The organism is Rothia kristinae (genome assembly GCF_016028855.1).
Lineage (GTDB): Bacteria > Actinomycetota > Actinomycetes > Actinomycetales > Micrococcaceae > Rothia > Rothia kristinae.
The window spans coordinates 395,618-408,584 of record NZ_CP065738.1 but is presented as its reverse complement, the minus strand read 5'-3'; the positions used below and the strand labels follow the sequence as shown (position 1 = coordinate 408,584).

General features: G+C 66.9%; 9 protein-coding genes and 1 pseudogene. 3 read left to right on the top strand and 7 right to left on the bottom strand.

Going from position 1 to position 12,967, the window contains the following annotated elements:
• Positions 1–34 precede the first annotated feature (34 nt).
• The 4 genes from I6G21_RS01805 to gluQRS form a co-directional block, all read right to left on the bottom strand.
• A complete protein-coding gene (locus I6G21_RS01805; RefSeq protein ID WP_058731567.1) occupies positions 35–1,000 on the bottom strand; it encodes a 1,4-dihydroxy-2-naphthoyl-CoA synthase in 966 nt (321 codons plus the stop codon).
• A 99-nt stretch (positions 1,001–1,099) separates the two neighbouring features.
• Positions 1,100–2,614 carry a sodium/proline symporter PutP gene (gene putP, locus I6G21_RS01800; RefSeq protein WP_058731568.1) on the bottom strand — a complete coding sequence of 505 codons (1,515 nt, stop codon included), beginning with the start codon at positions 2,612–2,614 and terminating at the stop codon, positions 1,100–1,102.
• 150 nt (positions 2,615–2,764) lie between these two features.
• Complete coding sequence (locus tag I6G21_RS01795; protein ID WP_129357741.1) at positions 2,765–3,703, bottom strand: EamA family transporter; 939 nt, start codon at positions 3,701–3,703, stop codon at positions 2,765–2,767.
• Entirely contained in the window at positions 3,690–4,676 is a 987-nt protein-coding gene (gluQRS, locus tag I6G21_RS01790; RefSeq protein ID WP_129357742.1) for a tRNA glutamyl-Q(34) synthetase GluQRS, read from the bottom strand. Before gluQRS ends, I6G21_RS01795 begins: the two co-directional genes overlap by 14 nt.
• A gap of 213 nt (positions 4,677–4,889) precedes the next feature.
• Between gluQRS and I6G21_RS01785 the strand changes: the two genes are divergently transcribed.
• On the top strand, positions 4,890–5,201 hold the full coding sequence (locus I6G21_RS01785; protein ID WP_129357743.1) for a hypothetical protein: 312 nt from the start codon (positions 4,890–4,892) through the stop codon (positions 5,199–5,201).
• Here I6G21_RS01785 and I6G21_RS01780 read toward each other — a convergent pair.
• Both I6G21_RS01780 and I6G21_RS10875 read right to left on the bottom strand, forming a co-directional pair.
• The gene (locus I6G21_RS01780) at positions 5,192–6,499 is read right to left on the bottom strand and encodes an ISL3 family transposase (protein WP_129357744.1); all 1,308 of its coding nucleotides are present in this window, start codon (positions 6,497–6,499) and stop codon (positions 5,192–5,194) included. The genes I6G21_RS01785 and I6G21_RS01780 overlap by 10 nt on opposite strands.
• A gap of 1,162 nt (positions 6,500–7,661) precedes the next feature.
• Positions 7,662–8,853 (bottom strand): annotated as a pseudogene (locus I6G21_RS10875) (IS3 family transposase).
• Between the two features lie 937 nt (positions 8,854–9,790).
• On the opposite strand from I6G21_RS10875, the gene I6G21_RS01770 reads away from it, so the two are divergent.
• Positions 9,791–10,696 (top strand): MBL fold metallo-hydrolase, encoded by a 906-nt coding sequence (locus tag I6G21_RS01770; protein ID WP_075515198.1) that lies wholly within the window; start codon positions 9,791–9,793, stop codon positions 10,694–10,696.
• A gap of 27 nt (positions 10,697–10,723) precedes the next feature.
• Here the strand turns inward: I6G21_RS01770 and I6G21_RS01765 are convergent, their stop codons facing one another.
• Positions 10,724–11,650: a phosphatase PAP2 family protein gene (locus tag I6G21_RS01765; protein WP_129357746.1), complete on the bottom strand. Its 927-nt coding sequence runs from the start codon at positions 11,648–11,650 to the stop codon at positions 10,724–10,726.
• Between the two features lie 175 nt (positions 11,651–11,825).
• Here I6G21_RS01765 and I6G21_RS01760 point away from each other — a divergent pair, with 175 nt between their 5' ends.
• Complete coding sequence (locus I6G21_RS01760) at positions 11,826–12,860, top strand: o-succinylbenzoate synthase (RefSeq protein ID WP_129357747.1); 1,035 nt, start codon at positions 11,826–11,828, stop codon at positions 12,858–12,860.
• Positions 12,861–12,967: the final 107 nt, after the last annotated feature.

Here is a 12,967-nt window from a genome sequence, read left to right as displayed (position 1 = left end):
GTCGGCGTTCAGTCCAGCCCCACCCCGACCCCGCTCAGAAGTAGTACGGGTACGCGGACCAGTCCGGGTCGCGCTTGCCGAGGAAGGCGTCGCGGCCCTCCACGGCCTCGTCGGTCATGTACGCCAGGCGGGTGGCCTCTCCGGCGAAGACCTGCTGGCCCACCATGCCGTCGTCGGGCAGGTTGAAGGCGAACTTCAGCATCCGGATGGCCTGGGGGGACTGGCGGGCGATGTCCACGGCGTACTCCAGGGCGGTCTCCTCGAGGCGGGCGTGGTCCACCACCTCGTTGACCGCGCCCATCTCCAGCATCCGCTGCGCGCTGTACTCCCGGGCCAGGAAGAAGATCTCCCGGGCGAACTTCTGCCCCACCTGCCGGGCCAGCAGGGCCGAGCCGTAGCCGGCGTCGAAGGAGCCGACGGTCGCGTCGGTCTGCTTGAACTTCCCGTGCTCCCGGGAGGCGATGGTCAGGTCGCACACCACGTGCAGGGAGTGCCCGCCGCCGGCGGCCCACCCGGAGACCACCGCGATGACCACCTTGGGCATGGTGCGGATCAGCCGCTGGACCTCCAGGATGTGCAGGCGTCCGGCGCGGGCGGGGTCGATGGTCTCGGCGGTCTCACCCTCGGCGTAGCGGTAGCCGTCCCGCCCGCGGATGCGCTGGTCCCCGCCGGAGCAGAAGGCCCACCCGCCGTCTTTGGGGGAGGGGCCGTTGCCGGTGAGCAGCACGGTGCCGACGTCGCCGGTCATCCGCGCGTGGTCCAGCACCCGGTACAGCTCGTCCACGGTGGAGGGGCGGAAGGCGTTGCGCACCTCGGGGCGGTCGAAGGCGATGCGCACGCACGGCAGGTCCCGGACCACCCGGCCGGTCTGGTCGCGCTCCACCTGGCGGTGGTAGGTGACGTCGGTGAGGTCCTCGAAGCCCTCGACGACGCGCCAGCGGGCGGGGTCGAAGGTCTCGGAGACGACGGCGGGCAGGTCGGCGGATGCTGTATCGGTCACGCCCCGATCCTAGCGGGCCGCGGCCAGCTGCCGCGCCGCAACCGGCGACCGGACCGCGGCAAGCCAGCGGACCGCGGCAAGCCAGCGCCCCGCAACCGCCTACCGCCCCGCGGCCAGCTCCCGGGCCTCGTCGAACTCCCGGTCGATCCGCTCGGAGGGCTTGTGGGTGGCCAGGGAGACCACCACGCCCAGCACCAGGGCGACGGCGAAGCCGGGGACGATCTCGTACAGCCCGGTGATGCCGGTGGAGGCGGGGTCCTCCACGAGCTGCTTCCACAGGATGGTCACGGTGGCCCCGGAAATCATGGCGGTCAGCGCGCCCTCGGCGGTGAGGCGGCGCCAGTACAGGGACAGCAGCATGATCGGGCCGAAGGCGGCGCCGAAGCCGGCCCATGCGAAGGCCACCAGGTCCAGGATCGCGGAGTCGGAGTCCAGGGCGATCAGCGCGGCGATCACGGCCACGGCCAGCACGGCGGAGCGGGACATCCACAGCTGGGCCCGCGGGGAGGGCTTGCGCTTGATCAGCAGCATCGCGAGGTCCTCCACAGCGGCGGAGGAGGAGACGATCAGCTGGGAGGAGACGGTGGACATGATCGCGGCGAGCACCGCGGCCAGCACGAATCCGGCGACCAGCGGGTGGAAGAGGATCTGGGAGAGGTCCAGGAACACGGTCTCCGCGGACTTCGCGTCGGTCAGGTGCGCGTCGGGGTGGGTGGAGAAGTAGGCGATGCCGGTCAGGGCGGTGCAGATGGTGCCGGCAACGGACAGCACCATCCAACTGATGCCCACGCGCCGGGCGGCGGGGGCGTCGGCGGGGGAGCGCAGGGCCATGAAGCGCACGATGATGTGCGGCTGCCCGAAGTAGCCCAGGCCCCAAGCCAGGGAGGAGATGACGCCGATGACGGTGGCCCCGGCGGTCAGGGACAGGGCGTCCGGGTTGGCGTGGCGCACGGCGTCGAAGACCTCGGCTGGCCCGCCGAATTCGAACAGGGCGACGATCGGCACCATGATCAGGGCGATGAGCATGAGCAGGCCCTGGGCGACGTCGGTGAAGGTGGCGCCGAGGAAGCCGCCGAAGAACGTGTAGAGCACGGTGATCGCGGCGATCATGAGCATGCCCACGAGGTAGTCCCCGTTGAAGGTGGTCTGGTAGAACTTCCCGCCGGCCACCATCCCGGAGGAGACGTAGAAGATGAAGAACAGCAGGATGATCACGCCGCAGGAGATGCGCAGGATGCGGGAGGCCAGCCCGTCGGCCTTGAGCCGGTTGTCGAAGAAGGACGGGATGGTGATGGCGTTGCCGGCGACCTCGGAGTAGGCCCGCAGCCGCGGGGCGGTGTACTTCCAGTTCAGCCACGCCCCGATGGTCAGGCCGATGGCGATCCACGCGTCCACGAGCCCGGTCAGGTAGATCGCGCCGGGCAGGCCCATCACGAGCCAGCCGGACATGTCCGAGGCGCCGGCGGACAGGGCTGCGACGCCGGGGCGCAGGGAGCGCCCGCCGAGCATGTAGTCCTCGGTGTCCTTGTTCTTGGTGCTGGCCCACAGGCCGATGGCGATCATCCCGAGGAAGTAGATCCCCAGGGCGAGGTACTGGAAGGCCTGGTCTGACATGTGGCATCCCCTCATCGTCGGTGCGCTGATCGCACGGGCCACACCGTCAGTGTGACGTGCGCGTCGATGGCTCAGTATGCCAAGGGTGGTGTGAGCCACCAAATGCGCCCGGCCGGTCGGGGGAGTGGAGCGGGGCGGGGCGGGGGCGAGTCAGTCGATGCGGGGGATCTGCTGGGTGTCGATGATCTGCAGGGCCTCGGTGTGGGTGGTGATGCGCGCGGCGGAGCGGTTGGCCTTCCACGTCACCGCCGCCCCGGAGACCACGATCAGCCCGATCCCCACGTAGGCCGGCACGGAGAGCACCTGCCCCAGCATCACCAGGCCGACGACGGAGGAGACCACCGGGTCCAGGCTGAAGAACACCCCGACGACGGCGGGTCCGGTCGCGGAGGCGGCGAAGGCGTCGCAGGAGAAGGCCAGGGCCAGACCGAAGGCGCCGATGAAGGCGGCCAGCAGCCAGTCCTGCCCGGTCATCCGGGGGATCGCGGTCGCGGTGGCCGGCAGCCACAGCAGGGCGCCGATGGTGATGGACACGGCCAGCCCGCGGATCCCCGAGGAGGCGGGGGTCCCGGAGCCGATGCGCGCGGAGAGCAGGGTGTATCCGCACATGGAGGCGGCCGCGAGGGCGGCGAAGAGGTAGCCCCACCAGTCCGTGGAGCCGAAGGTGGGTCCGGCGATCATCGCGACCCCGGCCAGGGCGCCGAGGGCGAAGATCCCGTCCTGCAGGCGGCGCACCCCGAGGATCGCGACGGTGAACGCCCCGAGGTATTCGATGGTCACGGCCACGCCCAGGGGGATGCGCTGGACCGCGAGGTAGAAGAACACGTTCATCAGGGAGGCGACCACCCCGTAGGAGAGGACCGCGGTCCAGTCCCGGCGGGTGAAGCGCCAGAAGCGGGGGCGGGCCACGGCCAGGAGGATTACGGCGGCGGTGAGCAGGCGCAGCCCGGACACGGCCGGCGGGGAGAAGCGCTCGAACAGGCCGGTGGCCACGGCGGTGGTCACCTGGATGCCGGTGGAGCCGATGAGCACGGCGATCAGGGCGGCGGTGCCCCGGTGCTTCTTGGGAATGCGCTCAGCAAGCTCCACAGGTGCCCTCCATCATCGGGTCCAGCACGGTCCAGGGTCGGTGGGAGATGCGGTCCGGGTCGAAGACCTCCAGCATCTGCGCGGCGGTGTGCGGCAGGCACGGGCCGTCCGGAGTGCGCAGCGGCGGCAGGGGGATGGATCCGGCGATCATCCGCCCCACCTGCTCCGGGCTGACGCCGGCCGCGCGCAGCTGGGCCAGGGTCACGGCGCCGTCGCGTTTGGCCAGGCGCTTGCCGTCCCGGTTCAGGGCCAGCGGCACGTGGGCGTATTCCACGGGGGGCAGGCCGAGCAGGTGGGCGAGGTGGGCCTGCCGGGGCGCGGAGGCCAGCAGGTCGTCCCCGCGCACCACCTGGTCCACGCCCTGGTGGGCGTCGTCCACCACGACGGCGAGGTTGTAGGCGGGGCGTCCGTCGTTGCGCACCAGCACGACGTCGTCCACCTCGCCGGTGTGCTGCCCGGCCCAGCGGTCCTGCACGGTCCACTGGGTCACCTGGGCGCGCAGGCGCAGGGCGGCGGGCCGCTGCGCTCGGCGCTGCTCGCGCTGGGCGTCGGTGAGGTTCCGGCAGGTGCCGGGGTAGGCGCCGGGGGCGCCGTGCGGGGCGGAGGAGGCCTCCTGGATCTCCCGGCGGGTGCAGTAGCACTCGTAGACCAGGCCGGCCTCGCGCAGGCGGGCGACGGCGTCGTCGTAGGCGTCCTGACGCTGCGACTGGATGAGCACGGGCCCCTCCCAGTCCACGCCGAGGGTCTCCAGGTCCGCCAGCTGACGCTGGGCCGCGCCCTCCTGCACGCGGTCCAGGTCCTCGATGCGCAGGTGGAAGGCGCGCCCGGTGGTGCGGGCCATGAGCCAGGCCAGCAGCGCGGTGCGGAGGTTGCCCAGGTGCAGGTCCCCGGAGGGGGAGGGGGCGTAGCGTCCGGCGCCGGGGGTGGCGGGGCTGCTCAGGGCGTGCTCGGGTGCGGTGGGATCCAGGGGCATGAGACCATGGTAGCCAGGGGCATCGAGGCGAGTGAGAGTGTGGAGCTGATGGATCGACGGCGCAGGAGGGCGATGTCGGTGGGGATGGCTCTTGTTGGATCGCTGACATCATCTCATAAGATGGATCCTCGCGATGCGGCCGGGGAGTAGGAACGGAAGAATAGGCAGAAAACTGTCAGTGCGAGAGTATGCCTGTATCTATTCTACACATTCATGATCGCGCTGTTTCTGATCGCATTTCCTGGACTCAAGTTGTATAATGACTACAACGAGAAACACTTTACGATCAGATCGTGCAGAATCATCAGCGCCAAACCGTATTCGGCGAAAGACGGCGTCGGCAAGGCATCATTTACGGCTGGTGCGGGTGTTTCGGTGAGAACTGAGGATTGTGGAAAGTTCGCACTGGAGACCTGGGACGACGGACCGGATCGAAAGGAACTGGCGGAGTCCTTGCGGCCGGGGCAGAGCTATAGATTCAAGTTCGGCGATCTTCAGATAACCATATTGGCTCTTCACGAATGAGGGTGTAGCGCGGGTCTGAACCCTCCGGCTTCGAGCAGCGACCGAGCGATGTAGTGGGTGAGGTTGCGGAAGCCGAGGGCGGAGCCGCGGAGGTGTTCGAGTCGCCCGTTGATGGCCTCGGTCGGGCCGTTGCTGGTGCCGGGGCGGTCGAAGAACGCGTGGATGTCGCCCGCCCGCTGCTTCATGGTCCGGCCGAGCTTGCGGACCTCGACGAGCGCCGCGGGAACGCCGCTGCTGATCGCAGCGATCACCTCCTGCATCATCGTCTTCGCTTTCTTCTTGTCGGGCTCCCGGTAGGCCGCGACGATGCGCTGGTAGATGCCCCAGGTCGCCTCGACCTCGACGTGCTCCTCGCTCGCGAACACTGCGTCCAGGCGTGCCCGCTGCCGGTCGGTGAGCAGGCTCGCCCCGGTGTGCAGGGTGCGGCGGGCTTTGTAGAGCGGGTCGCCCTTGAGCCCGCGGTGACCGGTGGTGTCTTGCTGGACCCGACGCCGGCAGACATCCAGCGCGTCGCCGGCGAGGCGGACCACGTGGAACGGGTCCATGACGGGGACGGCGTCGGGGAGTTCCTCGGCGGCAGCGGTCTTGAACCCGGCGAAGCCGTCCATCGCGACCACCTCGATCCGCTTCGCCCAGTCCGCAGGGCGGGCGGCGAGCCACTGCTTGAACACCGCCTTGGAGCGGCCCTCGACCATGTCCAGCAGCCTCGCCGGCCCGGTCTTGTTCCTCGCGGGCGTGAGGTCGATGATCACGGTGACGTACTTGTCGCCCAGCCTCGTGTGTCGCCAGACGTGCTCGTCGGCACCGATCGTGGTGACCCCGTCGAACCGGGCGGGGTCGTCGATCAGGCGCCGCTTGCCTTCCGCGAGGACGGCGGCGTTCGCGGCACTCCAGGACACCCCGAGACCTGCGGCGCCGCGGGTGACGGTGAGGTGGTCGATGACGATGCCCCGCAGCGCCCACTCCAGGCCGCCGCGGGAGATCTTCGCACGCGGCGCCGCTGCCCGCGTCATGTCCTGCCGCCACGTGCGCCGGCAGTGTCCGCACCGGTACCGGCGCACCCGCACCAGCAGGGTCGTCGGCCGGTGCCCGAACGATTCGTGCGCCAGTCGACGCGTGACCGTGTCCCGCGGCACGCCCTCGACACCGCACTTCCGACACCACGGGTCGTCCTCGACGACGCGGCATTCGATCGTGGCCCGATCCGGCTCGATCAGCTGGCCGACGGCGACGAGGCCGAGCTCGTCGAGGCGGCAGAACGTGGTCAGGTCAGGGGTCGCGAAAGTAGGGTGGAGCACGTCGAGGTCTTTCGGGATGGCGAGCGTGAAGAACTTCCATCATCCGGGAGACCTCGACCCCTACCCGGCCACCGACGCGCTCAACCGACTACACCCTCGTTCGTGAAGAGCCACCATATTGGGGATGTCCAGGGTTTCCCACTACGTCTATCTGAAGTAGAGCAGTGCGAGTGAATCCGAGATCAGCTGCCCTGTTCATTGCACACCGAGTGCCTCGTGATGATGCTTCGATTTGGCATTTTTCCCCGCTTGGAGGTCATCCGTGGCGGGAAGCTTACCTGCGGCGGAGTCGACGCTGCAGGAAGTTTCCTTGGGGGTGCCGCCAGAGCCTACATGATACCCGATGGAGCAAAATATCCAGAGGCTGCGCGGGCTGGAGTCATAGACTCTGGGAAGAGCTTAGGAATGTCCGTTGGGTGAGTAGTTAGGGTGTAATGATGTACTGTGGGAAAATGGTTCAAACATTATTGTCAAGAAAATTACCAGGGTCGAGGGGGATCAAATAACATGAATTCGCTCAATCAGATGTCTTTTATGAAAACACCGATATTGACAGGACTGCACAATAAGAGCAACGGCCAAAGGCTGATATAAACCACGACATCTTCTGCGGCGTGGTCAGCAGGACTTGACCTTCTGAATCCAAATGATTGAAAAGAAAATGAAAACTAAAACAAATGCATCCTTCGATTGGCTTCGAATGACCCGATCAAATTTCATATTCGGGACTGCCGGTATTCTGGTATGTATTATCATTTATTCCATTACCAAGGAATATCAAACACCTAATTCTATTGAAAATATCGCCGCGCATTCATCAATATGGTTTTTCGTTGGTGTATTATCATTTGTGGTGCCACCGTCCCGTATGGCGAATTTCATCTTACTCTTGGACATTTTTGCATGCGCCGCCATATACCCTAGATATTACCATGATCCTAAGATTGTCAGCCTGTTCGCCATCAGCTCAGCACTATATGGGGCAATAATTGGAGCACGCATAAAATGGTTAATATTAAAACGCCGCAAAAAGTAATCCTTCCGTCACTTGGACGGTCCATTACGCGACACCGACAGCCATACTCACCACTCCGGGATGAAAAACAGGCTCTCAGTAGATGAGCGGGTATCTTGCTGAAGCGTCCTGGGTTTCGTTCCGAGGTTATGACGCAACGGGCGCTACGCCCTGCTCCTGATGGTAGGTCCCTTCGACCTCCGCAGGAGCATGATAGCCCAGGGCCTCGTACAACTGGGTCGTGTTCCACCAGGACACCCCCCATCGTGACCAGCTCCACGGCCGCGGTGGATTCCCAGACCCGTTTGGAGTGGGTCATCTCAGCCTTGTAGAGGTCAATGACTGTCCCCGGCGAGGATTTAGTCGTAGCTGTCGCCCACAGTGCCCGCCGAAGCAGTCACCCCGGCGGCGATGAGCGCATCCGAGTAGGCCGGCTGACGTACTGGCAGCCTCTGTCGCAGTGGGTGGGTCAGCCCCTGCCCGCTACTGCTGGCCCTCGGTGCTCACCAGGTCGTCTTCCAGTGCCAGCAATGGCAGCCGGTCAGTATGCAGCGAAGAGGATACAGACCAGCCGACTATCCGACGGCAGCAGATATCGGTGATGAACGCCGTGTAGCCGAACTCTCCCAGGACGCGCACGTAGGTGATGTCAGCGACCCACAGCTGGTGGGGCTATTCAGCAGCGAAACGGCGTTCGACCATGTCGGGACGGTCATCCGGTGCCCCGGTAGGACGCGGGATGATCAGCTGACGGCCGCGTCTGGCCCCTTCTGGCCCGGCGAGTTTCATCAGTCAGGCGGCCTGGTCCCCGCCGATCTGCCAGCCGACACGGAGCATCGCCTAGTGCATCTTCCTGGCGCCGTAGACGCTGTCGTTGTCTTGGTGGATCCGTTGGAGCTCCTGGATGAGAATCTCATCGCGTAGGGCTCGCGCGGAGCCAGGCCGGGCCTTGGCCGAGCGGTAGCCGATGGAGGTGATGAAACCACATTCCGCCGCACCCACGGTGCGGCAGATGACCCGGACCCCGAATTGATCCAGGTTCTCGTCGATGAACGCGATCATCTCGTCGTGGGACGGTCGAGTTCCGCTGCGAAGAAATCTGAGGTCTTGCGCAGGATCTCGTTCGCTCGGCGCAACTCGCGGTTCTCTCGGCGCAGCCTGGTGATCTCCTCGGCTTTAGCGGTGCTCAGTCCCGGGGGCCTGGCCATGGTCGATGCGGTCTTGTCTCTACCAGCCCCGCAGGGTGTGGGGTTGAGATCCCGCTGAGGGCTTCACCGACTGCGATGCAGGCGCTCCAGGCAGAGCACTGCTCGGATCGGAGGTGTTCGTCGATGAGCATCACGGCCCGGGTCTTGAATTCGGGGCCGTATTTCTGGGGCGTGTTCTGATCCTCCTTGAGGAAGTAGGCCGGAACGGAACCCAGGACGCTTCAGAACCTCGTGCGCAGAAGCAGCTGGGTGGCAGCTTCCTCGATCCACCAGGTCCGTACAGCCACCGTCAACGCTCGACCCCACCATCCAGTAAGGTAATGGTAAGGTGCATGGGTCGCGCACTAGAGATCGGGAACGGGGGCGACGTGATCATTAGGGGTGGGCGTCAGCGCGGCAACTCCCTGACTAAGCTGGATGAATATGGCTGTGTCAGGAGAGGACGGGGTGGTGAAGCAGATCGCGACCCTATGGAACGGTGAATTCAAGTGAAAAGATTCAAGAGTAGACTTAAGCTGACCATATTCACCGCCGCAATAATTTTCGGGGCGTGTGCACTGCTCCTCGCGTTCACGGCTCCTGTGAATAATATATTCAATTATTCTGCAGAATGTACCCCTGTAAATAAGCGCGTTACGTATGCTAGGGGTAATGACGGGTCGACCGCCTGGGATAAATCGTCTTTGAATTTGGAGACCAAAGAGTGTGGGAATATTGCGGTCAATCAAAATATTTGGGGAGATAGTCCGGACAGATTGCAATATAGAATAAAATTAAATAAGACCTATAGGATGGATCTGGGTTATATCAGGTTCCCTGGCGGCTCGAAGGATGTGGTGAACATCTACAGGTAGCTCGTTCGAATCGCAAAAATGTGGCGTTTGCCGTAAGTACGAACTCACAAAAAACTGATATGCAGGCCCCGATCAGTCGCTCAGTCCTCGGTGTGTGGCTGCGTCATCTGGAAGACCTCTTCGCTCATCCGTTCCTGGCCAGGGCGGAACCTCCCCGGCGCTCCGGTACCCCACCAGCAGGCGGGGTGCGGCCGCATCCAGTACCGTAGGGGGCATGGCTCGCACACAAGAGATCGCGGATGGGATCTACCTGATCGCCACGGATGACTACCGGCTCAACTCCGGGCTGGTCGTCGGGGCGGACAAGGCCATGGTCATCGACACCGGGGCCGGGCCCCGCCAGGGCGCGGAGATCTTCCGGGCCGCCCGGCGCATCACGGACCTGCCCTTCGTCGTCGTCAACACCCACGCCCACTACGACCACATCTTCGGCAACGCCGTGTTCGCCGCGGACGGCGTCACGGACTTCTGGGCCCACCCCAAGGCCGTGCGGGCCATGACCCGCTACGCGGACCGGCAGCGCAGCTTCGTGGAGACCCTCGAACCCGAGATGGCCCACCACCAGGGCCCCAACACGGACATCATCCTGCCCACCCGCATGCTCCCCGGAGACGGCGGCCGCGCCTCCTTCACCCGCGTGGACCTCGGCCACCGCGCCGTCACCCTCTTCTACCTGGGCCTCGGGCACACCGACAACGACGTCCTCGCCGGGGTGGACGAGGTCCTGTTCACCGGCGACGTCGTCGAGCAGGGCGCGGACCCCGCCTTCGACGACTCCTTCCCCGACATGTGGGTGCAGGTCCTGCAGACCGTCGCCGGCCTGGACCGGTACCGCGTGTTCGTCCCCGGCCACGGCCTGCCCGTGGAGCGCACCTTCGTGCAGCGCCAAGCCGAGACCATGCGCGAAGCCATCAACCGCATCGAAGCCTCCGCCGCCAACCCCCTGGCCGGGCCCACCACCGCCGCCATGTACAAGCTGCCCTACGAAGCCGGGGTCACCCGCGTGCTCCTGGACCGGCTCGAATGGCTCAAATCCCAGGGCCTCACCGGGGACGCGCTCGTCGCCGAGGAGACCCCGGAAGGCGCCACCGGCCCCATCACCCGCGGCGAACAGGTCTGAGTCCCGGCGGCGGCCCCGGGGGAGGGGTCAGTACGTCCAGACCTTGGTGTACGCCCGCTCCACCGGGGCGCGCAGACCGCCCCGCAGGAAGCACACGATCAGGGCGGTGCACAGCATCCCCACCGCCCCGATCAGGCACAGGCTGCCCAGCAGGGCCGCCCCCGGGTAATGCTGATACGTGGACACCAGGTACGTCACCAGCGCGGTGAACCCCAGGAACAGCCCGAAGATCGTGAACAGCGGGATCACCAGCAGCCCCGTGAAGCGCGTGCCGGACTCATCCCGGTTCTCCGCGGGCAGGAAGCGCAGCACCAGCATCCCCAGGATGGTCCACGCCGAGACCAGGAAGATCGCGGCCACCACATCCGCCGGACGGTGCCACCCGTTGATCACCGTGGCCACCCCCGTGACCACCGCGAACGCGCACATCAGGATCGCCAGCCCCGGACGCCACCGGCGCGGGGCCGCCAGGAACAGGGCCGAGCCGGCCGCCATCGCGAACGTCGTGTGCCCGGAGGGCAGGGAGTTCAGCACCGCATCCTGGATGCCCAGATTCGGCTTGACCAGGGTGGACTTCAGCAGCTGCGCGCTGCCGTTGGCGCCCACCGCCACCAGCACCCCCACCAGGGCGGGGGCGAAGCGGTGGCGCCGGAACAGCACGATGAGGATCCCCGCCACCGCCAGGCCCGCCGAGATCGCCGGCAGGGCGTTGAGCAGGGAGGAAGACTGCGCGGTGTAGCGCTGCAGCCGGTTGCTGACCTCCGCCAGCGCCGTCTCGTCGATCTGCTGACCGGCGCTGCGATGCAGGAGCAGCTCGATGGTGGCCCACAGCCCCGCGATCATCAGCCCCACACCCAGCAGGTGCCGGATCACGGTCCCGACGCCGGGGCGCCGGGCCGGGGTGGGCTCCTCCGGGGGCAGGGCGGAGGCGGCGGAGACGGGGGCAGGTCCCATGGGATTCGTCGCCGTTCACCGCCCGTCATCTCTCGCGTGCCGCAGTTGCCTGCGATCCCGCGCGCCGGCGGACGGCGGGGGATCGACCGGAGTCGATCCTGTCAGCACAACCTCACCGTTCCGGGCGTTTTCCCTGGACGTTTCCTGAATGGGGCGGATGGGGGACGATGGGACCATGAGCACCCCCGTCGACGACGCACCCGAACCCGCCCTGCCCGCCCTGCCGGAGATCCTCGAGACCGCGCGGGTGGTGAGCCTGCCGCTGTCCGTGCGCTTCCGCGGCGTCACCCACCGGGAGGCCGTGCTGTTCCGGGGGCCCGCCGGCTGGGGGGAGTTCTGCCCCTTCCTGGAATACGGGCCGCAGGAGTCCTCCCGGTGGCTGGCCTGCGCCATCGAGATGGCCTGGCGCGAACCACCCGCCCCGGTGCGCACCACCGTGCCCATCAACGCGACCGTGCCGGCCGTGCCCCCGGAGCAGGTGGCCCCGGTGCTGGCCCGCTCCCACGGGCGGGTGCGGGAGGTCAAGGTCAAGGTCGCCGAGCGCGGCCAGAGCCTCGCCGAGGACCTCGCCCGCCTGCGCGCCGTGCACGAGGCCGCCCCCCAGGCCGTCATCAAGACCGACGCCAACGCCGGCTGGACCCATGAGCAGGCCCTGGCCGCACTGGAGGCCTTCGAGGAGTTCTCCCCGGCCTACGCCGAGCAGCCCGTGGCCGGGATCGACGGCCTGGCCCGGCTGCGTCAGGAGGCCCGACGCCGCGGCCTGAGCACCCCCATCGCCGCCGACGAGTCCGTGCGCAAGGAGACGGACCCGCTGGAGGTGGCCCGGCGGGGCGCGGCCGACCTGATCGTGGTCAAGGCGGCCCCGCTGGGCGGGGTGCGCGCGGCCCTGCGGGTGATCCGGCAGGCCGGGCTGCCCGCCGTCGTCAGCTCCGCCCTGGAATCCTCCGTGGGCATGGCCGCGGGACTCGCCCTGGTCGCCGCCTTGCCGCAGCTGCCCCACGCCTGCGGTCTGGGCACCGCCTCCCTCTATGCCGAGGACCTGGTGGAGAACCCCCTCATCCCGCGCGACGGCGAGCTGCCCGTCACGCGACCCGCCCCGGAGCAGCATCTGCTGGCGCGCCACGAGGTGACGGGACAGCGGCGCGAGTGGTGGCTGGAGCGCACCCGCGCCGCCTACGAGGCGCTGCGCGCGCGCCGCGAGGCGGATTGAAGCGGAACCGGGCCCGGGAGAAACGCATGCCGCGGTCAGGGTGCACTCAGTGCAGAGCATCACGAACCACCGGGGTGACCGGGGGCCGATGCCGGGGGTAGTGTTCT